Raw genomic sequence first — 18912 nt, 5'->3', positions numbered from 1 at the left:
GCGCCCGGCGGGCGCCCGCCGCTCAGACCTCGACGATTTCCACGCTATGCGTGATCTCGGCGGTCTTGGCCAGCATGATCGAGGCCGAGCAGTACTTGTCGTGCGACAGGTTGACGGCGCGCTCGACGGCTGCCGGCTTCAGGTTGCGGCCGCTGACCGTGAAGTGGAAGTTGATCTTGGTGAAGACCTTGGGATCGGTGTCCGCGCGCTCGGCCTGCAGCGTCACGTCGCAGCCGCGCACGTCCTCGCGGCCGCGCTTGAGGATCAGCACCACGTCGTAGGCGGTGCAGCCGCCGGTACCGACCAGCACCATTTCCATCGGGCGCGGCGCCAGGTTGTGGCCGCCGCCTTCTGGCGCGCCGTCCATGGCCACCATGTGGCCGCTGCCGGTCTCGGCACGGAAACTCATGCCCGACGGGCCGTTCCAGCTGACTTTCACTTCCATTCGATTTTTCTCCGCTGAAGGTTTTGACTGCGGAGCATTGTAAGGCAGGCGGGGCGCCTTCGCAGGCGCCCCTTTCGCTTACACTGCCAGCACGTAGCGCTCGCTCTTCATGCGCCAGCTGGCGAAGGCCACGATCAGCAGGGCCGGAATCGCCGAGCACAGGAAGGTCAGCAGGTAGGGCAGGGGGCCGAGCTCGCCCGCCTTGGACGCTTCCTTGATCAGGGTCTGGTTCGACAGCATCGGCACCAGGTACATCCAGTTCGCGGTCTTGAGCTCCATGAACGACACCACGAAGGTGGGAAGCAGGGGCAGGAAGGCCACGATGCTGAGGATGGTCTGCGCTTCCTTGAAGGTCTTGGCGTTCATCGCCAGCGCGATGTACAGCGCGCCGGCCAGCAGCGACAGCGAGACCGTGACCAGGCAGATCGTCAGCATCGCGCCCCAGCCCAGGCTCCAGGTCATGCCGATTTCCTCCAGAGGCAGCCACTTGAAGACCGCGTGCGCCAGGATCAGCTCGAGGGTCACGCCGACGATGCCCAGGGTGCTGGCGGCCAGCCACTTGCCGCCGATGAGCTCCCAGGTATGGGCCGGTTGCGCCATCAGCACTTCGAGCGAGCGGCGCTCGCGCTCGCCGGCGGTGCTGTCGACCGCCGCGGACAGGCACAGCATGAAGGCCGGGAAGAACAGGAAGCCCATGATGCTGCCCACCACCATCGCCGAGCGCGAGGCATTGGTGCCGGTGTCGTAGCGCTGCACCTGGATCGGGGTCACCGCGGCCGGCGACACGCCGTGCGCCAGCAGGCGCGCGCTGGCGACGTTGGAGCCGTAGGCCTGCAGCACGTCCTCGATGTCGCGGCGCTGGCCGCCGGTGTCGGAGGCCGAGTCGTACCACACCTCGACCCGGGCCGGACGCATCGCGTAGTACTGCTCGGCGAAGTCGTCCGGCAGCCGCAGCACCGCCGCCACCTTCTTGCTGCGCAACAGCTCGCCGATGGCTTCTTCGTCCATCGGCGCGGTGTCCTTGACCGTGATGTTCTTCTGGCCCAGCTGCGACATCAGGGTCGGCGCCTTCGCGCCGCCGATCACCGCCAGCTCGATGCCTTCGCGCTCGGCCTTGGTGCTTTTCTCGATCATCTGGTTCAGCATGAAGCCGAACATGACCGGATAGAACAGGGTGAACATGGCGAGCATGCCGAGCGTGCGCTTGTCGCGCAGCGTCTCGCGCAGCTCCTTCAGATAGACAACCAGCAGCCTGGAGTTCATGCGATTCCTTCTTCGGTGCCGACCAGGTTGACGAAGGCGTCTTCCAGGTTGGCGATGCCGGTGCGCCGGCACAGTTCATCGGGCGAGCCCTGGGCCACGGTGTGGCCGCCGGCGATGACGATCACGTCCTCGCACAGGGCCGTCACTTCCTGCATCACGTGGGTGGCCATGATCACGCAGCAGCCGTCGGCGCGCAGCGCGCCCAGCGCGGTGCGCAGCGCGCGCGTGCTCATCACGTCCAGGCCGCGGCTCGGTTCGTCCAGCAGCAGGTGGCGCGGGCGGTGCAGCAGCGTGCGCGCCAGCGCCACCTTGATGCGCTGGCCCTGCGAGAAGCCCTTGCTGCGGCGCGCCAGGATGTCTTCCATGCCCAGCAGTTCGGACACCTCGTCGATGCGGGCGCCGATCGCGGCGCGCGGCATCCCGTTCAGTTCCCCGAAATAGGTGAGGTATTCGCGCGTGCTCAGGCGCTCGTACAGCCCGAACTGGTCGGTCAGGAAGCCGATGCTGCGGCGCACCGCCATCGGGTCCCGTTCCGGATCGACGCCGTCGATCGAGATGCTGCCGTGGTCGCGCTTGAGCAGGCCGACCAGGGTGCGCAGCAGGGTGGTCTTGCCGGCGCCGTTGGGGCCGAGCAGCGCGGTGATCTGGCCGTCGCGCGCGGTGAAACTGACGCCGCCCAGCGCCTTCACGGCGCCGAAGCTCTTGCGTACATCGTGGACTTCAATCATGTCGGGTGCCTTATGGTTGCGGGCCGGCGCTGCCGAGCTGGAAGGTCGGAGCCGGAATCTCTTTCAGGCAGCTGGCGTCGAGCTTGTCCTGCGGCTTGTCGAGGAAGGCGCGCAGCAGGCGCGGCGCGCAGCCGAGCTGCGCGACGCCGTGGCCGACGTTGTCGACCACGACGTGCTGGGCGCGGCTCATGTACCTGGCCGCGGTCTCGGCGCGGTGCGGCGGCGTGACCGGATCGAGCGCGCCCGACAGCAGCAGGGCCGGCGCCTCGATCCGCGTCGGGGTCTGGTACGGCACCGCCGGCACGTTCATCGACTTGCAGATGGCCGGCATCTTCTCGGCCAGCGTCTTGGTCAGCTGGCCGGCATCGGACTTGAGCAGTTCGGGCGTCATGCGCGGAACGTCTTCGGCGCACACCACCGCGAAGTGCAGCAGGGTCGCCATGTGGCCGTCGCCGCCGAAGTCGCCTGCCAGGTTCTGGCGCGCGACGAAAGGCTGCCAGCGTCCCTGCGCGGCGTTATGGATCAGGAAGGGCAGGCGGCGCGCGTCGGCGGGCGAGTACAGGATGTTGTGCACGGTGCCGAGGAAACGCGCGGAGGTCATGGTGACGTCGACCGGCTGCGCGGTGCGCGGATCGGGCAGCGTCAGCTTGATGGCGCCCGCCTGGAGCCTGGCGACCAGGCCGTCGAACTGCGCGCGCAGGTTGGGGAAGGACTTGTTGCAGCTGGCGTCGGCGGCGCACTGCGCGAACACCTTGTCGAGCGCGGCCTGGCCGTCGCGGGCGCCGGCCGGGATCACCTGGTCGGGAGCGGCCACGCCGTCGAGCACGAGGCTGCGCACGCTGGCCGGGTACAGGCGCGCGTAGGCCTGGCCGAGGCGGGTGCCGTAGGAGCCGCCGAAGACGTTGACGGCGCCGTAGCCGAGCGCGCGGCGCACCACTTCCAGGTCGCGGGCGGCGGCATCGGTGGTGTAGGCGCCGAACGGGGCCTTGGCGGCGGCGATGCAGGCGCGCAGCTCCGCCTCGAGCTGGTCTTCGCTCATGCGCTCGTGTTCCGGCTTGCTCTTGCAATCGAGCTTGCCCGAGCGTCCAGTGCCGCGCTGGTCGATGAACACGATGTCGCGGGTGGCGCGCACGCGGCTGAACGCGGTCGACAGCACCTGGACCACCTCGCTGCCGGCCTGGCCGGGGCCGCCGGCAAGGACGAACAGCGGGTCGTTGCGCGTGCCCTGGCGATGCGCCGGGGCCACGGTGACGTGCAGTTTCAGGCTGCCGGCCTGCGGCCTGGCGTGGTCGAGCGGGACGTCCATGCTCACGCAGCGCAGCGCGTCGACGACGCCCGGCAGGTGGCAGCTGCGCGCGCTCGCCGCGGGCGTGGGCTCGGCGGCGGGCTTGCCGGCATTGCCGGGCGCCGCCGCGCTTGCCACCGCACCCGGGGCGGATGCCGCCAGCCAGAGGGCGGCGACGGGGAGTAACGATCTTGTCTTCACACAATCTCCTCAAAGGATGCATGCATAGTAGATTGGCATCGTTTTGATGGTCAACGGTTTAGTTGCACCATCGCACGAAATTATGCGTGACGGGATTGCTTTATCCGATGAGAAAGAAAACCATCAAAGGAGAGCGCGGAAAATGCCACAGCAGGCACAGCGCGCATTGACGGGTTGGCCGCTGTTCGGCTATCATCGTGGGCTTTCCCTTTGCTCGGGGAAGACAATAAGGCAGAGTCCGCTGCAGCAAGGGCGGAACCACCACAGTGAGCATTTAACCTATTTAGGAAGTCATCATGAAAACTTTTTCCGCTAAGGGCCATGAAGTCCAGCGCGACTGGTTGGTGATTGACGCGACGGACTTGGTCCTCGGACGTGTTGCCAGCGAAGTGGCACTCCGACTGCGCGGCAAGCACAAGCCGGAGTTCACTCCGCACGTCGATACCGGCGACTACATCATCGTCGTCAATGCAGGCAAGCTGCGCGTGACCGGCACCAAGGCCACCAACAAGACGTACTACCGTCACTCGGGCTACCCGGGCGGTATCTACGAAACCAACTTCCTGAAGATGCAACAGCGCTTCCCGGGCCGTGCCCTGGAAAAGGCTGTCAAAGGCATGCTGCCGAAGGGCCCGCTGGGCTATGCAATGATCAAGAAGCTGAAAGTGTACGCGGAAGGTTCGCACCCGCACGCAGCACAGCAACCACAAGCACTGACCCTCTAAGGAACTGACATGATCGGTAACTACAACTACGGCACCGGCCGTCGCAAGAGTGCAGTCGCTCGCGTGTTCATCAAAGCCGGCACCGGCCTGATCGTCGTGAACGGCAAGCCTGCGAACGAATACTTCTCGCGTGAAACCGGCCTGATGGTCATCCGCCAGCCGCTGGAACTGACCGGCAACGTCGAGCGTTTCGACATCAAGGTCAACGTGCACGGTGGTGGTGAGTCGGGCCAGGCAGGCGCCGTCCGCCACGGCATCACCCGCGCCCTGATCGACTACGACGCAGGCCTCAAGGGCGACCTGGCACGTGCCGGTTTCGTCACCCGTGACGCCCGTGAAGTCGAGCGTAAGAAAGTCGGCCTGCGTAAAGCACGTCGCGCAAAGCAGTTCTCGAAGCGTTAATTTCGCCTTCGACAGCGCCTTCGGGCGCTGCTGCGAAAAGCCGTCCTCCGCAAGGTGGACGGCTTTTTTGTTGTCGGCGCCGGCAGAACCACGCATGCGGCCTGCGTAAAGTGGCCCGGTCTCGCCATATTCCTCCTTATTCGCCGATATTCATCTTCCAAGTCATGCATGAATGGCCAAGAATACGGCCATTCCATTGACGTTCAGGAAAGATTGATATGAATTTTGGCGAACGACTCAAACAGATCAGGACCGACAAGGGCCTGACCCAGCCGCAGTTCGCGCAACTGGCCGGCATCGAGCAGTCCTATCTGTCCAAGCTGGAGAACGACAAGTCGGTGCCTTCTGCCGAGATGTTTTCCACCATCCTGTCCGCCCTCGAGATGGATGCGGCGGTTTTCCTGCAGGACGTGGACAAGGATGTGCTGGCGACGACGCTGCGCCACATCCCGGCGGTGAGCCAGTTCACTGCCGGCCAGGTCGCGGCCCAGGTCCACCATACGAAGCGCTGGCTGTTCGGCTCGGCGGCGGCCTGGATCCTCGGCTTTGCCATGATGCTGGCGGCGAACGACGGCATCTTCTTTCCGAACAAGCTCTACAAGTACAGTTCGCCGGGGGTGATCCAGGCCGGCGAAGCCGAGAACATCTTCACCACCTGGCGGGAAATCCTGATGCAGCAAATGGTCGCGAAGCTCATCACGCACGAGGAGATGGCGAAACAGTCGGCCGAGTTCCTGACAAAACGCAAGCAGCCGCTCACCGTGGAATGGCCGGCCAGCCGCGGCACCGTGTATTACGAGCCGGTGGAAAACGGCCGGCGCCGCTTCGACCTGGTCGATACCAAATACGTGCAGGCGGCGGGCAACCGCATCCTGCAATACCTGGGCGCAATCGTGCTCGTGAGCGGCTTCATCGGCCTGTTCATCGAGTGGCGCCTGCGCCGCCTCAAAAGCAAGCAACGATAAATAAAATCAAGGAGACCCCATGTCGCAGATCCGTACGTTCTTCGCCGGCGCCACCACCATGGCCGCGGCGCTGGCCGCCATCATGACCCTGAGCGGCGCCAACGATCCGGCGCGCCGCGCCAGCTTCGAGGAAATCACCGTCGGCCGCATCAACATCGTCGAGCCGGACGGCACCAGGCGCATCATCATTTCCAACAAGGCCCAGTTCCCCGGCGACTTCCAGCAGGGCAAGGAGCGAGCGCGCCCCGACCGCAATTCATTTGCCGGCATGTTGTTCATCAACGAGGAAGGCACCGAGAACGGCGGATTGATCCAGAAAGGCAGCATCGGCGCCGACGGCAAGATCGACGCCGGCCTGTCGCTCACCTTCGACCGCTTCCGCCAGGACCAGGCCCTGCAGCTGATCAGCACCGACGGCGCAGCGCACCAGATGACGGCCATCCGCATCAACGACGTGCCGCCCTACACGGTCACCTCGATGGCGGACATCGCGCGCTTCGGCGAAGACGCCGGCAAGCTTCCAGAGGCGGAACGGCGCGCCTACTGGAAGAAGCTGGCCGAGGAGGGCCGCCTGAGCCAGAACCGCATCTGGCTCGGCAACACCGGCAGCAAGAACTCGACCCTGCAACTGAAAGATGCAAAAGGGCGCACGCGCATGATGCTGATGGTCTCGGCCGACGGCAAGGCGGAAATCCAGATGCTGGACGAGCAGGGCAAGGTCAGCAAATCGATTACGCCGACCTCGAAGGAGTGAGCTGCGGCGTATGCCTGTGGGGCAGGGCGTGCAAAGAATATTTGCACTTTTGACCAGGTATGCAAATATTCTTTGCAAGCAAAAAGCGCTTGACCCTGCCGCTAGCGTCAGCCCCGAGCATGCTGTTTCCGCGCACATCGCGCTTCACGACAAGGAAACCTCATGCTCCGCCATTCGCCCCTCGCCGCCACGCTGCTCCTGCTTGCGCTGGCGCTCCCCGCCCAGGCCCAGGACAACCCGCTCGGCGCCACGCCCGCCTGCGGTCCGGTCCAGGATCTTGCCGACGGCCGCACGCCGCAGACCGTGACGCAGGCCCTGTACGAGATCGTCTCCGGTGCGGCCGGGGCGAAGAAGGACTGGGAGCGCATGTATACACTGTTCGCGCCAGGCGCCCTGGTCACGGCCACCAGCCACGGCGCGCAGGGCTTCCTGGCGGCGCCGCAGACGCCGCGCCAGTTCGCCGCCCTGAACGATCGCCTGCTCGGCCAGCGCGGCTTCTTCGAACGCGAGGTGGCGCAGCAGGTGCAGGCCTTCGGCCACATCGCCCACGTCTACAGCAGCTACGAAACGCGCGAACGGCCGGACGGCCCGGTGCGGGTACGCGGCGTCAACAGCCTGCAATTGCTGCACGACGGCACCCGCTGGTGCGTGCTGTCGATTACCTGGGATGCGGAAACCGCCGCCCACCCGATCCCGGCCGCGCTCGACCGGCCGAAGGCTTAACCGGGGCCGCCAGTGCGGCGCTGCTCTTCGAGGAAAGCCAGGCGCGCGGCGGCGCTGCTGCGGATTTGCTGCAGGGCTTCGATGCGCTGGTCGAGCTCGCCCAGCTTGGCATGGTAGAGCGCGATCACGTCCGGGCAGATGCTGCGCAGGTCGGGCGGCTGCGGGCCGAGCATCGACACCACCGGCCGGATTTCTTCCAGGGTGAAACCGTTGCGCAGCAAGGTGCGGATGCGCCCGACGAAGCCGACCGCCGAGGCGTCGAAGCGCCGGTAGCCATTCTCGCCGCGCTTCGCCACCAGCAGGCCGGATTGCTCGTAATGGCGCAGGGCGCGCACGCTCGCACCGGTTTCCCTGGCCAGTTCGCCGATCGTCAGCATCCTCACGACTCCCATGTGATCATTTTCATCAGGAAATTATAGTGCCTGGGCGGGCAGCGGGGCCGGGCGGTGCGCAGCCCGCCCGGCGCAAGGCTGTTAGAATTGCAGCCTCGTCCCGGAGGATATCCGAAGGAACCTCATCACCATTATCGAAGGAAGAAACATGATCAAAGTTGGCATCGTTGGCGGAACCGGATACACGGGCGTGGAATTGCTGCGGCTGTTGGCCGTGCACCCCGACGTGCAGCTGACCGCGATCACCTCGCGCAAGGAAGACGGCCTGCTGGTGGCCGACATGTTCCCTTCGCTGCGCGGCGTCGTCGACCTGGCCTTCTCGAGCCCGGACAAGGCCGACCTGAGCCAGTGCGACGTGGTGTTCTTCGCCACCCCGCACGGCGTCGCCATGGCCCAGGCCCCGGCGCTGCTGGCTGCCGGCGTCAAGGTCATCGACCTGGCGGCCGACTTCCGCCTGAAGGACCAGGCGACCTTCGAGAAGTGGTACAAGATCCCGCACACCGCACCGGAACTGATCGAGGAAGCCGTGTACGGCCTGCCGGAACTGAACCGCGACGACATCAAGGGGGCGCGCCTGATCGCCAACCCGGGCTGCTACCCGACCACCATGCAGCTCGGCTTCGTCCCGCTGCTCAAGGCCGGCCTGGTGGACGCGGGCAACCTGATCGCCGACTGCAAGTCGGGCGTCTCGGGCGCCGGCCGCAAGGCCGAGATCGGCACCCTGTTCTCGGAAGCGAGCGACAACTTCAAGGCCTACGGCGTGCACGGCCACCGCCACACCCCGGAAACCTCGGCCCAGCTGGCGCGCTATACCGACCAGAAGGTCGGCCTGATCTTCACCCCGCACCTGGTGCCGATGATCCGCGGCATGCACGCGACCCTGTACGCGCGCCTGACCAAGGACATCGACGATGCTGCCCTGCAGGCGCTGTTCGAAGACACCTACAAGGACAGCACGTTCGTGGACGTGATGCCCTTCGGCTCGCACCCGGAAACCCGCTCGACCCGCGGCTCGAACATGCTGCGCCTGGCGCTGCACCGCCCGGAAGGCGGCAATACCGTCGTGATCCTGGTGGTGCAGGACAACCTGGTCAAGGGCGCGTCCGGCCAGGCCGTCCAGTGCATGAACCTGATGTTCGGCCTGGACGAAGCCACCGGCCTGAAGCAGATCGCACTGCTGCCGTAAGTTCCTTTCCCCTGCCGCGCGGCCTGGCGCCGCGCGGCCCCTTCCTGCGGAGCATTCCCGCAACACTCCGCGCCAAGCGATCTAGATCAAGGCCGCTCTTGTTGAGCACGGTAAATTGACCGATGCACAGGTTGATTTCAACGCGGCGGCCACCGCCCGCCGGCGTTCTACTGGAAGGGGTGAAACATGTTCGGTCGACAAGTAAAAAGCGAAATTGACAGCCTGGTCGGCATCTCGGCCCGGATCGAGGGCGACCTGTGCTTCACCGGAGGGCTGCGCATCGACGGCGAAGTGCACGGCAACGTGGTCGCGGCGGAAGGCGCCGACAGCATGCTGATCGTATCCGAGCATGCGCGCATCGAAGGCGAGGTGCGCTGCGCCAGCCTGGTGGTCAACGGCTACATCGCCGGATCGGTATATTCGTCAGAACTGCTTGAATTACAGCCGAAAGGCCGCATACATGGTGATGTACATTACCGTTTGCTCGAGATGCACGGCGGGGCCCTCGTGACCGGAAAGCTGACCCACGAACCCGCCAGCGAGCCGGTGTTTCATTTGGCCGACGCTGTGGCGGGCTAGGCAGCCGGGTCGGCAGCATCGATTGCGCCAACGGTCTATAATGGGCGCAATTCACGTATTTCACCAGGAGTGTTTCATGACCGCAGTCGCCGAAGTGCAAGAGCACGACACGATCCCGACCCCGATCAACTTCACCGATAGCGCCGCACAGAAAGTTGCCCAGCTGATCGAGGAAGAGGGCAATCCCGACCTCAAGCTGCGCGTCTTCGTGCAAGGCGGCGGTTGCTCCGGTTTCCAGTATGGCTTCACCTTTGACGAAATCGTCAACGAAGACGACACCACGATGGAAAAGAACGGTGTCCAGCTGCTGATCGACTCGATGAGCTACCAGTACCTGGTGGGCGCCGAGATCGACTACAAGGACGACCTCGAAGGCGCCCAGTTCGTGATCAAGAACCCGAACGCCCAATCGACCTGCGGTTGCGGTTCGTCGTTCTCCGCCTGATTTTCCCCCAGGCCGCCCGGTGATCCGGGCAGTCGACGGCCCGGTCAATCCGGGCCGTTCCTATTTCCTATTGAAAGGTCCGTTTCCGGACCTTTTGTCGTTTTAGGCCGGATACAGCCCAACTTCGGGGTCAGGTCTGACATTTAGACACGGACTGAGCAACACAGCAGAACGACGCTCGAGCTCGTGTCCGAATGTCAGACCTGACCCCGGGGATGTTTGTCGTTTTAGGCCGGATACAGTGCGCCGAGGATGCGCGGACCGCGGGCGCCCGTCACGGCCGGCAGGTTGCCCGGCGCGCGCTGCATGAAACGGTAGCCGAGCCAGGCAAAGGCCAGCGCCTCGACCCGGTTCGGTGCGACGCCGAGCGCCGCGGTCGATTCCACGCGCACGCCGCCCAGCGCCGCGCCGATCTCGCGCAGCAAGGTAGCGTTGTAGGCGCCGCCGCCGCAGACGTAGACCGCATCGACCGCCGCATGTTCGCCGCGGATGGCGTCGGCGATCGTCACGGCCGTCAGCCGGGTCAGCGTCGCCATCACGTCGGCCGGCGCGAGCTCTTCGAATCCTTTCAGCTTGGCATCCAGCCAGGCATCGTGGAACAGGTCGCGCCCGGTGCTCTTGGGCGCCGGTTGGCGGAAATAGGGCTCGTCCAGCAGCGCCTCCAGCAGCGGCCCGTGAACGGTGCCGCTGGCCGCCCAGGCGCCGTCCTGGTCGTAGGGCTGGCCCAGGTGGCGGCCGATCCACAGATCCATCAGTACATTGCCGGGCCCGGTGTCGAAACCGCCGACGCGGCCATCGCCGTGCAGCATGCTGATGTTGCCGATGCCGCCGATGTTGACCACCACCCGCGCCACTCCCGGCTTGCCGAACGCGGCCTCGTGGAAGGCCGGCACCAGCGGCGCACCCTGGCCGCCGGCCGCGATGTCGCGTGTGCGGAAGTCGGCGATGACGTCGATGCCGCTCAGTTCGGCCAGCAAGGCCGGGTTGTTGGTCTGGCGCGTGAAGCCCAGTTCCGGGCGGTGGCGGATGGTCTGGCCATGGACGGCCACGGCAGCGACCGGCCCGCCGGCGGAGGGCAGCAGTTGGCGCACGCAGTCGGCATAGCACAGGGCCAGCGCATTCGCGGCCAGCGCCTCGCGCTCGAGCTCGTTCTCGCTGGCGGCCTGCAGCGCCATCAGTTCGCTGCGCAGTTCGGGCGGGAAGGGCGTGAAGGCGGCCGCGATGCTGCGGATCGCGCCGCCGGCGAAGTCGGCCAGCACGCCGTCCACGCCGTCGAGGCTGGTGCCGGACATCAGGCCGATGGTCAGGGACGGAATCTCGCTCATGTGCATTCTCCTTGTTGGGCAAGCGGACAGCGGTGTGCTGGGCGCTGAACCAGCTCATGCGCCGCCCAGCATACTAAACGCTGGCGCCGCTCCACGGAAGCGTCAAGAGCGCTTTTGCGTCAGTTCATACAAATAATCAATAACTATCAAAACGTTGTTTATCCACATCTTTTCGTTGTCAAATATTCCATTTTCATAAAAATGTAGGACTGCACTGACAAAAAGCAATGTTGATTGGAGTAAATTTTCTGGAAATGGATGGAAAGCCTGACGAGGGCGAGCATCCATCGCCCTTCCCGTTTCGTGAATTTGCCAAATCGATATGAAATTCAATAACTTGAACATCGGCACCCGGCTCGGCATCGCTTTCGCCGCAATTCTTTTCCTCTCGGCCGTGATGCTGGCAACCGCGCTGTGGCAGCTCGGTCGTATCGCCAACGCCAAGGCTGTCATGACGGACACGACAATCAAAGTCGGCTTGGCCAACCAATGGCTCCAGGGCATCGCAACCAACAGCGTGCGAACCGTGGCGAAATTGCAGAGCGCCGATCCGGCCGACGAAGCCGTCTACGAGAAGGAAATGAAGGCGGTGAGTGCGAACATCAGCAAGGTCCAGAAGCAACTCGAAGCGATGGTAACAAGCGAGCATGGGAAAGCCTTGCTGAACGCGGTGGCGGAGCAGCGCAAGCGTTACTCCGCCATGCGCGACGAAGCCTTTCGCCGGAAAGTGGCGCTCGGTGCAGCCGATGCCACGCTCAAGGCCTTCGCGAACGAAAAGGTGATTCCTGAAATGCGGCAGTACGTGCATACCGTGGAAAACGTCGTGGCTTTCCAGGGACAATTGTTTAATGAGGCCAACGCCCGTATCGATGCATTACAGGCAAGCGCTCAACGGCTGCTGGTCGGTGCCGGGATCGCGGCATTGGTGTGCGGCTGCCTGTTCGCCCTGTTCCTGACCCGCAGCATTACCCGGCCCCTGGCACACGCCGTCGCGCTCGCCGAGCAGGTCGCTTCCCGGGACCTGACCGCCGACATTCAGGTAGCGAGCCGCGATGAGGTCGGTCATCTGCTTTCTGCGCTCAAGCGCATGAACGACAGCCTGCTGGCGACCGTGAACGAAGTACGTGCCGGTACCGAGACCATCGTCAGCGCCTCGCAACAGATTGCTTCAGGCAACCTCGACCTGTCGTCGCGAACCGAGCAGCAGGCCAGCTCCCTGGAAGAGACCGCCTCCTCGATGGAGGAGCTGACCAGTTCGGTTCGCCTGAACGCCGACAACGCGCGCCAGGCCAACACGCTGGCGCAGACCGCCGCCGGGATTGCCCTGCGCGGGGGCGAGGTGGTGACGCAAGTGGTCACGACCATGGAATCGATCAACGCGTCGTCGAAGAAGATCGCCGACATCATCGCGGTCATCGATGGGATTGCCTTCCAGACGAATATCCTCGCGCTGAACGCCGCCGTCGAGGCCGCACGCGCCGGCGAGCAGGGCAGGGGCTTCGCCGTCGTCGCCTCGGAAGTGCGCAATCTCGCCCAGCGTTCCGCCGGCGCCGCCAAGGAGATCCGTACCCTGATCGCCGACTCGGTGGACAAGGTCGAGGCCGGTGGACGCCTGGTCGACCAAGCCGGGGCAACCATGCAGGAAATCGTGCAGGGCATCACGCGCGTGACCGATGTCATGGCCGAGATTTCCTCGGCCAGCGCCGAGCAGGCGCTTGGCATCGAACAGGTCAATGCCGCGATCACGCAGATGGACGACGTCACGCAGCAAAATGCGGCCCTGGTCGAAGAAGCGGCCGCCGCGGCGGCGTCGATGCAGGACCAGGCGGGCACGCTGGCCGCGCTGGTCAATACTTTCAAGGTGGACGCCGTCTCCGCACAGACGCGCCCGGCGCCTGCCGGCCAGCATACAGGCGTGCCCTCGCTGCGCCTGGCAAGCGCTTGAGGAGCACGCGACCAGGAACAGTAGCGAACGCAACGAAGCGGTCGCGGGTACGAAGGCAGGTGCTTACGGCCGCGCCGCGATAAACCGGGTGTCGACACTGTGGCGCGGCATGCCCAACTGCTCCGGCTTCTTCATGAGGTAATCGAAGCCGCTCCGGTCTCCTTTCAGCGCGCCGTTCAAGAAATTCAGGACGTAGCGCGCGCCCTGGGCATAGGACCGGGCGACTTTGTCGCGGGTGTAGTCGCCGAAGTCGAGCGGATCGAGGCGCAGGTAGCTGGTGCCGAAATACACGTGCTCCATCGCATGCATCGTCAGCAGGTAGACGTCGGCGCCCGTCATCTTCTGCAGGATGCTGCCGGAGTGGTCCGGCTTGTGCTTCAGGCCGCGCTCGAAGGGCTGTGGCCGTTGGGAGAGGTAGAGCGGGGGCGTGCGCAACTGCTCCGGCTTCATCATCGTCTCCCTGTGGGTTGATGTTCATGAACTCTATCACTGAAACGGAACAGAAATTGCCATGTGTTGGCAATTTAAGTGCTATGCAACAGAATCAATGATTGCTGCATAAAAGAGTGCGCAAAAGAAACGCCCCGCGGCATCCGAGATGCGGCGGGGCGTTCGTAAAAAATGGACGGCTTCAAGCGTTCAACAAATCCCCAAGAGCAAGGCGCAGCGCCGCAGTGGCGGACCACGAAGCCAGTACGCTGGTACGGCGAGACGCTCCAACGCAGCTATTGGGGGATTGTTAAGCGCTCCTTAGCGTGCAGCCATTGCGTTGCCGCTCGGTGCGAGCAGCGAGAAACGGTGGTTCATTTCGGCGGCAGCCATGCGGAAGCGGTTCAGTTCGGACTGGCTCAGCGGTTGCTGGGCGAGCGACTTGAACTTTTCCGGATTCTGGGCCTGGCCGGCGACGCGGAACTCGTAGTGCAGGTGCGGGCCGGTCGACCAGCCGGTCGAGCCGACGTAGCCGATCACCTGGCCCTGGCTGACCTTGGTTCCCTTGCGCACGCCCGGAGCGATGCGGCTCATGTGGGCGTAGGCGGTGCTGTAGTTCGACCAGTGCTTCAGGACGACCTGGTTGCCGTAGCCGCCGCTGTTGCCGGAGAAATCGACGGTGCCGTCGGCGGCTGCGCGGATCGGGGTGCCGGTGGTGGCGGCGTAGTCGACGCCCTTGTGCGCCTTCCACTTGCCCGAGATCGGGTGCACGCGCATCGAGAAGCCCGAGGAAATACGCGAGAATTCCAGCGGCGACTTGAGGAAGGCCTTCTTCAGCGACTTGCCGTCCAGGCTATAGTAGCCGCCCTGCTTGGTGACCGGGTCTTCGTACCAGACCGACTGGTAGGCGACGCCGCGGTTCACGAATTCGCCTGCCAGGATGCGGCCGGTCTTGACCAGTTCGCCGTCGAGCCAGAAGGTTTCGTAGACGACGCTGAAACGGTCGCCGCGCTTGAGGTCGGAGCGGAAGTCGATGTTGGTCGCGAACATCTCGATGAGCTGGCCGACCACGGAATCGGGCATGCTGCCGCCGTCCACGTTGGAGTCGGTCGCCGAGTACAGCGAGGTCTTGATCTCGCGCGAACGCATTTCGACACGGCGCTCGAGCTTGGCCGGCGCTTCCATGGCGACGAACTTGTCGCCCTTGCGCTCGACCGTGATCTGGCGTGCCTCGCCACCCTTGCCGTCGACGATGGTGGCGCGCATCGACAGCAGCAGGCCATGTTCGTCGGTTTCGGCCTGGATGCGCTTGCCGGTCTTGAGCGACAGCAGGCGGCGCGCGGTCTTGTCGGCGCGGACGAATTTCTGGGCGTCGGCGTCGTCGACGCCAAGGCGGTTGAAGAGGGAGCCGAGCGAATCGCCTGGGCGGATACGCTCCTCGTGGATGAATTGCTGCTCGTTTTGCTGGAGGGCGGCGATCTGGTCTGCCAGGTTCGGCAGTTCCAGGTTTTGCTCGATCGACTTGACCGGCATGTCTGCCGCGTCAGGAGCGATCGGGGCCACTGCAACGGCACCGAACGCGCACACGCTCAGGAGTGCAGCGCCGGCGCTCACGATGCGCGCCTTGCGCGTTCGCGGTAGCAGCTGGAGCAGGCTCTTGCCAGTGATTTTATGTATAGGGTTCATGCAATCAGTTAAAATTTGCGACTGAACTTCTAGGGATCCAGTTTCTTATCGATCTGCAAAGTTTTCTGCAGGAAACTGAAAAACGATCGTGAATTATACCAAAAGAAGTGGTCCTACAATAGGCTTGGCAATTTTCCTACATAAATATTCAACACGCATATATGACTTCCAATGTTTCGTCCGGTAGCGGCGCTCCGGTAAATTCTTCCGCCTCCCTGCCATTGACGGACAAGGTGCTCGAGTCGCTGGCCATCGCCAAGCGCGGTGTCGATGAACTGCTGATTGAAAGCGAATTTGCCCAGAAGCTGGCGCGTTCCGAACAGTCCGGCAAGCCGCTGCGCATCAAGCTGGGCCTGGACCCGACCGCACCGGACCTGCACCTTGGCCATACCGTGGTGCTGAACAAGATGCGCCAGCTGCAAGACCTGGGTCACCAGGTGATTTTCCTGATCGGCGATTTCACGTCGATGATCGGCGACCCGTCGGGCCGCAATGCCACGCGTCCGCCGCTGACCCGCGAGCAGGTCGAGGAAAATGCCATGACCTATTTCCGCCAGGCCTCCCTGGTGCTGGATGCCGCGCGCACGGAAATCCGCTACAACTCCGAATGGTGCGACCCGCTGGGCGCGCGCGGGCTGATCCAGCTTGCCTCGCGCTACACCGTGGCCCGGATGATGGAGCGCGACGACTTCACCAAGCGCTACAAGAGTGGGACTCCGATTGCGGTGCATGAGTTCCTCTACCCTTTGATGCAGGGCTATGATTCGGTCGCTTTGCACGCGGATTTGGAACTTGGTGGCACCGACCAGAAGTTCAACCTCCTGGTTGGCCGTGAATTGCAGAAAGATTACGGCCAGGAACAGCAGTGCATCCTGACCATGCCGCTGCTCGAAGGCCTGGACGGCGTCGAGAAGATGTCCAAGTCCAAGAACAACTACATCGGCATCACCGAGGCGCCGAACACCATGTTCGGCAAGCTGATGAGTATCTCGGACGACATGATGTGGAAGTACTACGACCTGCTGTCCTTCCGCTCGATCGCCGAGATCGCGCAAGTCAAGGCCGAGGTCGCCGGCGGCGCCAATCCGCGCGATGCGAAGGTGGCGTTGGGCAAGGAAATCGTGGCGCGCTTCCATTCGGCCCAGGCCGCCGAGGATGCGCTGGCCGACTTCGTCAACCGCTCGAAAGGCGGCATCCCGGACGACGTGCCGGAAGTCGCTTTGGGCGGCGCGCCGCTCGGCGTGGCCCAGCTGCTCAAGGCGGCCGGCCTGTGCGCCTCGAGCTCGGAAGCCATGCGCATGGTCGACCAGGGCGGCGTGCGCATCGACGGCGCCGTGGTCAGCGACAAGGGCCTGCAGGTCGAGGCCGGCACGTTCGTGATGCAGGTCGGCAAGCGCAAGTTCGCGCGCGTCACCCTGTCGGCATGATCGGGCTGCTGCAACGCGTCAGCGAAGCCAGTGTGCGCGTCGACGGCGAGACCGTCGGCGCGATTCAGGCCGGCCTGATGGTGCTGGTGTGCGCCGAGAAGGGCGATACCGAGCGCGAAGCCGAGGCCCTGCTGGCCAAGCTGCTGGGCTACCGCGTGTTCTCCGACGATGCCGGCAAGATGAACCGCAGCATCACCGACACCCAGGGCGGCCTGCTGCTGGTGCCGCAGTTCACCCTCGCGGCCGACACCAGGTCGGGCACGCGTCCGTCGTTCTCGCCGGCGGCCGCGCCGGAAGACGGGCGGCGCCTGTTCGACCATGTCGTGCGCCGGGCCCGCGAGCGCCATGGCATTGTCGAAACCGGCAAATTCGGCGCGGACATGAAAGTTTCGCTCGTCAACGATGGTCCCGTCACTTTCTGGCTGCAGGTTGATCCGGTCGGCATCCAGCGCTGAATAGGGCGGAAACCCGCGCCGCCGCCAAGGGTCAATAACAGGAAGGCAGGGAGGACGTATGCGAATCTGGAGCGATTCATTTACCGAAGGCGGGCTGATCCCGCCGCACTGTGCGTTTGCCGTCAGCGATCCCGACAGCCATGTCAGGCTGTCGAGCAACCGCAGTCCGCATCTCGCCTGGGACGATGTGCCTACCGGTACCAAATCCCTGGTGCTGATCTGCCACGATCCCGACGTGCCGTCCGTCGGCGACGACGTCAACCAGGAAGGCAAGACCGTGCCGGCCTCGTTGCCGCGGGTCGATTTCTTCCACTGGTCGCTGGTGGACATTCCGGTCTGCCTGAAGGCGCTGGCCGAAGGCATGTTTTCCGACATGGTGACGCCGCATGGCAAGCCGGGCCCGTTGGTGCCTTTCACCATCAAGAACGGCACCGAGCACCAGCTGCGCCAGGGCCTCAACGACTACACCGGCTGGTTCGCGGGCGATCCCGGCATGGCCGGCGAGTACTACGGCTACGACGGCCCCTGTCCGCCCTGGAATGACGAACGGGTGCATACTTACGTGTTCACGCTGTATGCGCTCGATATCCCGCGCCTGCCGCTGGTGGGCCGGTTCACCGGCCCGGAACTGCGGCTGGCGATCCGCGGCCATATCCTGGACGAAGCGCGCACCTTCGGGGTGTATTCGCTCAATCCCGACGTCGCCGCAACTTTATTTTCACCCACATCCACCTGAACCGCCCCGGGGTTCGGGCGAACGGACCTCATGCTTTCGAATAACAAGGCCTCACCCGCCGAGACTGCAACGACCATCCTGCTGATCCGCCATGGCGAGACCGCCTGGAACGCCGAACGACGGCTGCAGGGGCATCTCGACATTGCCCTCAACGCCGAGGGCGAGCGCCAGGCCGCCCTGCTGGGCGCGGCGCTCGCCGCCGAGCGGATCGACCACATCGTCTCCAGCGACCTGCAGCGTGCGCGCCAGACCGCCGAGGCGATTGCCCGGGTACGCGGTGCCCAGGTGGAGATCGATCCGGCCCTGCGCGAACGCTGCTACGGCGGCTTCGAGGGCTTGCTGTACAGCGAAATCGCGGCGCGCTTCCCGCGCGAGTTCGCGGCCTGGCAGGCGCGCGACGTCGACGGCGTCCTGCCGCCCGGGGCAAACCGGGGCGAAAGCTTCCGCGCGTTCTATGCGCGGGCCACGGATGCGTTTGCGGTGCACGCGGCGGCCCATCCCGGCAAGACCATTGCGCTGGTGGCGCACGGCGGGGTGCTGGAGTGCGCCTACCGCGCAGCGCTCGGCCTGTCGCTGGAAACGCCGCGCGATTTCAAGGTGCTCAATGCGAGCGTGAACCGCTTCGTGATGGAGGCGGGGAGCCTGCGGCTGCTGAGCTGGGGCGAGGTGTCGCACCTGCAGCCGGCGGTGCTGGACGATGTGGGCTGAGCGGCTGAAAACGCCGCGCCTACCCCCTCTCCGCACCCCTGCCAATATCACACACGCAACAATACCGAAAAATTCTGCCGCTATTTTGAGCAGCGAATGAGGTAAAAT

21 protein-coding genes are annotated in these 18912 nt (G+C 64.6%); 13 read left to right on the top strand and 8 right to left on the bottom strand.

From position 1 onward, the window contains the following. Positions 1-22: 22 nt before the first annotated feature. The 4 genes from AB3347_RS13065 to AB3347_RS13050 form a co-directional block, all read right to left on the bottom strand. Positions 23-445 (bottom strand): OsmC family protein, encoded by a 423-nt coding sequence (locus AB3347_RS13065; RefSeq protein WP_369092236.1) that lies wholly within the window; start codon positions 443-445, stop codon positions 23-25. A 78-nt stretch (positions 446-523) separates the two neighbouring features. Then, positions 524-1708 carry an ABC transporter permease gene (locus AB3347_RS13060; protein WP_369092235.1) on the bottom strand — a complete coding sequence of 395 codons (1185 nt, stop codon included), beginning with the start codon at positions 1706-1708 and terminating at the stop codon, positions 524-526. Next, positions 1705-2436: an ATP-binding cassette domain-containing protein gene (locus AB3347_RS13055; RefSeq protein WP_369092234.1), complete on the bottom strand. Its 732-nt coding sequence runs from the start codon at positions 2434-2436 to the stop codon at positions 1705-1707. Before AB3347_RS13055 ends, AB3347_RS13060 begins: the two co-directional genes overlap by 4 nt. A gap of 10 nt (positions 2437-2446) precedes the next feature. Continuing rightward, the gene (locus AB3347_RS13050) at positions 2447-3922 is read right to left on the bottom strand and encodes an alpha/beta hydrolase (protein WP_369092233.1); all 1476 of its coding nucleotides are present in this window, start codon (positions 3920-3922) and stop codon (positions 2447-2449) included. A gap of 296 nt (positions 3923-4218) precedes the next feature. Between AB3347_RS13050 and rplM the strand changes: the two genes are divergently transcribed. From rplM to AB3347_RS13025, 5 genes are all read left to right on the top strand, one after another. Continuing rightward, on the top strand, positions 4219-4647 hold the full coding sequence (gene rplM / locus AB3347_RS13045) for a 50S ribosomal protein L13 (RefSeq protein WP_027865815.1): 429 nt from the start codon (positions 4219-4221) through the stop codon (positions 4645-4647). 9 nt (positions 4648-4656) lie between these two features. Continuing rightward, positions 4657-5049: a 30S ribosomal protein S9 gene (gene rpsI, locus AB3347_RS13040; protein WP_027865814.1), complete on the top strand. Its 393-nt coding sequence runs from the start codon at positions 4657-4659 to the stop codon at positions 5047-5049. Positions 5050-5267: 218 nt separating this feature from the next. Then, positions 5268-6014, top strand: coding sequence for a helix-turn-helix domain-containing protein (locus tag AB3347_RS13035; protein ID WP_369092232.1), 747 nt, complete (start codon positions 5268-5270; stop codon positions 6012-6014). 19 nt (positions 6015-6033) lie between these two features. Next, a complete protein-coding gene (locus AB3347_RS13030; protein ID WP_369092231.1) occupies positions 6034-6768 on the top strand; it encodes a hypothetical protein in 735 nt (244 codons plus the stop codon). A 162-nt stretch (positions 6769-6930) separates the two neighbouring features. Beyond that, complete coding sequence (locus AB3347_RS13025) at positions 6931-7491, top strand: hypothetical protein (RefSeq protein ID WP_369092230.1); 561 nt, start codon at positions 6931-6933, stop codon at positions 7489-7491. Here the strand turns inward: AB3347_RS13025 and AB3347_RS13020 are convergent. Continuing rightward, positions 7488-7883 carry a MerR family transcriptional regulator gene (locus AB3347_RS13020; RefSeq protein WP_369092229.1) on the bottom strand — a complete coding sequence of 132 codons (396 nt, stop codon included), beginning with the start codon at positions 7881-7883 and terminating at the stop codon, positions 7488-7490. The two genes, AB3347_RS13025 and AB3347_RS13020, sit on opposite strands and share 4 nt — an antisense overlap. 148 nt (positions 7884-8031) lie before the next feature. Between AB3347_RS13020 and argC the strand changes: the two genes are divergently transcribed. From argC to erpA, 3 genes are all read left to right on the top strand, one after another. Next, on the top strand, positions 8032-9069 hold the full coding sequence (gene argC, locus AB3347_RS13015; RefSeq protein WP_369092228.1) for an N-acetyl-gamma-glutamyl-phosphate reductase: 1038 nt from the start codon (positions 8032-8034) through the stop codon (positions 9067-9069). A gap of 186 nt (positions 9070-9255) precedes the next feature. Beyond that, a complete protein-coding gene (locus AB3347_RS13010) occupies positions 9256-9648 on the top strand; it encodes a polymer-forming cytoskeletal protein (RefSeq protein ID WP_369092227.1) in 393 nt (130 codons plus the stop codon). 76 nt (positions 9649-9724) lie between these two features. Continuing rightward, positions 9725-10093: an iron-sulfur cluster insertion protein ErpA gene (erpA, locus tag AB3347_RS13005; RefSeq protein WP_369092226.1), complete on the top strand. Its 369-nt coding sequence runs from the start codon at positions 9725-9727 to the stop codon at positions 10091-10093. A gap of 227 nt (positions 10094-10320) precedes the next feature. Here erpA and AB3347_RS13000 read toward each other — a convergent pair whose 3' ends face one another. Further along, positions 10321-11418 (bottom strand): anhydro-N-acetylmuramic acid kinase, encoded by a 1098-nt coding sequence (locus tag AB3347_RS13000; protein WP_369092225.1) that lies wholly within the window; start codon positions 11416-11418, stop codon positions 10321-10323. A 322-nt stretch (positions 11419-11740) separates the two neighbouring features. Here AB3347_RS13000 and AB3347_RS12995 point away from each other — a divergent pair, with 322 nt between their 5' ends. Then, the gene (locus AB3347_RS12995) at positions 11741-13363 is read left to right on the top strand and encodes a methyl-accepting chemotaxis protein (protein WP_369092224.1); all 1623 of its coding nucleotides are present in this window, start codon (positions 11741-11743) and stop codon (positions 13361-13363) included. A gap of 63 nt (positions 13364-13426) precedes the next feature. Here the strand turns inward: AB3347_RS12995 and AB3347_RS12990 are convergent, their stop codons facing one another. Both AB3347_RS12990 and AB3347_RS12985 read right to left on the bottom strand, forming a co-directional pair. Beyond that, a complete protein-coding gene (locus tag AB3347_RS12990) occupies positions 13427-13816 on the bottom strand; it encodes a hypothetical protein (protein ID WP_369092223.1) in 390 nt (129 codons plus the stop codon). A gap of 297 nt (positions 13817-14113) precedes the next feature. Then, on the bottom strand, positions 14114-15478 hold the full coding sequence (locus AB3347_RS12985) for a M23 family metallopeptidase (protein WP_369092222.1): 1365 nt from the start codon (positions 15476-15478) through the stop codon (positions 14114-14116). Positions 15479-15639: 161 nt separating this feature from the next. On the opposite strand from AB3347_RS12985, the gene tyrS reads away from it, so the two are divergent. Genes tyrS through AB3347_RS12965 form a run of 4 tightly spaced genes read left to right on the top strand, consistent with a single transcriptional unit; the run spans position 15640 to position 18804 of the window. Continuing rightward, positions 15640-16905 (top strand): tyrosine--tRNA ligase, encoded by a 1266-nt coding sequence (gene tyrS / locus AB3347_RS12980; protein ID WP_369092221.1) that lies wholly within the window; start codon positions 15640-15642, stop codon positions 16903-16905. Then, on the top strand, positions 16902-17360 hold the full coding sequence (gene dtd, locus AB3347_RS12975; protein ID WP_369092220.1) for a D-aminoacyl-tRNA deacylase: 459 nt from the start codon (positions 16902-16904) through the stop codon (positions 17358-17360). The genes tyrS and dtd overlap by 4 nt, the downstream gene beginning before the upstream one ends. Positions 17361-17418: 58 nt before the next feature. Next, complete coding sequence (locus AB3347_RS12970) at positions 17419-18096, top strand: YbhB/YbcL family Raf kinase inhibitor-like protein (RefSeq protein WP_369092219.1); 678 nt, start codon at positions 17419-17421, stop codon at positions 18094-18096. A 30-nt stretch (positions 18097-18126) separates the two neighbouring features. Beyond that, positions 18127-18804 (top strand): histidine phosphatase family protein, encoded by a 678-nt coding sequence (locus AB3347_RS12965; protein WP_369092218.1) that lies wholly within the window; start codon positions 18127-18129, stop codon positions 18802-18804. Positions 18805-18912: the final 108 nt, after the last annotated feature.

It is taken from the genome of Massilia sp. X63 (genome assembly GCF_041023745.1).
Taxonomy (GTDB): domain Bacteria; phylum Pseudomonadota; class Gammaproteobacteria; order Burkholderiales; family Burkholderiaceae_D; genus Telluria.
This window is presented reverse-complemented; position numbering and strand designations above follow the sequence as displayed.

Excerpts from the sequence above, each read along its gene's own strand:
- AB3347_RS13030 (WP_369092231.1), top strand. The coding sequence starts at position 6,034 with ATGTCGCAGATCCGTACGTTCTTCGCCGGCGCCACCACCATGGCCGCG.
- argC (WP_369092228.1), top strand. The coding sequence starts at position 8,032 with ATGATCAAAGTTGGCATCGTTGGCGGAACCGGATACACGGGCGTGGAA.
- AB3347_RS12995 (WP_369092224.1), top strand. The coding sequence starts at position 11,741 with ATGAAATTCAATAACTTGAACATCGGCACCCGGCTCGGCATCGCTTTC.
- AB3347_RS13000 (WP_369092225.1), bottom strand. The coding sequence starts at position 11,418 with ATGAGCGAGATTCCGTCCCTGACCATCGGCCTGATGTCCGGCACCAGC.
- AB3347_RS13065 (WP_369092236.1), bottom strand. The coding sequence starts at position 445 with ATGGAAGTGAAAGTCAGCTGGAACGGCCCGTCGGGCATGAGTTTCCGT.
- rpsI (WP_027865814.1), top strand. The coding sequence starts at position 4,657 with ATGATCGGTAACTACAACTACGGCACCGGCCGTCGCAAGAGTGCAGTC.
- AB3347_RS13020 (WP_369092229.1), bottom strand. The coding sequence starts at position 7,883 with ATGGGAGTCGTGAGGATGCTGACGATCGGCGAACTGGCCAGGGAAACC.
- AB3347_RS12965 (WP_369092218.1), top strand. The coding sequence starts at position 18,127 with ATGCTTTCGAATAACAAGGCCTCACCCGCCGAGACTGCAACGACCATC.
- AB3347_RS13060 (WP_369092235.1), bottom strand. The coding sequence starts at position 1,708 with ATGAACTCCAGGCTGCTGGTTGTCTATCTGAAGGAGCTGCGCGAGACG.
- AB3347_RS13055 (WP_369092234.1), bottom strand. The coding sequence starts at position 2,436 with ATGATTGAAGTCCACGATGTACGCAAGAGCTTCGGCGCCGTGAAGGCG.
- dtd (WP_369092220.1), top strand. The coding sequence starts at position 16,902 with ATGATCGGGCTGCTGCAACGCGTCAGCGAAGCCAGTGTGCGCGTCGAC.
- AB3347_RS13035 (WP_369092232.1), top strand. The coding sequence starts at position 5,268 with ATGAATTTTGGCGAACGACTCAAACAGATCAGGACCGACAAGGGCCTG.
- erpA (WP_369092226.1), top strand. The coding sequence starts at position 9,725 with ATGACCGCAGTCGCCGAAGTGCAAGAGCACGACACGATCCCGACCCCG.
- tyrS (WP_369092221.1), top strand. The coding sequence starts at position 15,640 with ATGACTTCCAATGTTTCGTCCGGTAGCGGCGCTCCGGTAAATTCTTCC.
- AB3347_RS12990 (WP_369092223.1), bottom strand. The coding sequence starts at position 13,816 with ATGATGAAGCCGGAGCAGTTGCGCACGCCCCCGCTCTACCTCTCCCAA.
- AB3347_RS13025 (WP_369092230.1), top strand. The coding sequence starts at position 6,931 with ATGCTCCGCCATTCGCCCCTCGCCGCCACGCTGCTCCTGCTTGCGCTG.
- AB3347_RS12970 (WP_369092219.1), top strand. The coding sequence starts at position 17,419 with ATGCGAATCTGGAGCGATTCATTTACCGAAGGCGGGCTGATCCCGCCG.
- AB3347_RS12985 (WP_369092222.1), bottom strand. The coding sequence starts at position 15,478 with ATGAACCCTATACATAAAATCACTGGCAAGAGCCTGCTCCAGCTGCTA.
- rplM (WP_027865815.1), top strand. The coding sequence starts at position 4,219 with ATGAAAACTTTTTCCGCTAAGGGCCATGAAGTCCAGCGCGACTGGTTG.
- AB3347_RS13010 (WP_369092227.1), top strand. The coding sequence starts at position 9,256 with ATGTTCGGTCGACAAGTAAAAAGCGAAATTGACAGCCTGGTCGGCATC.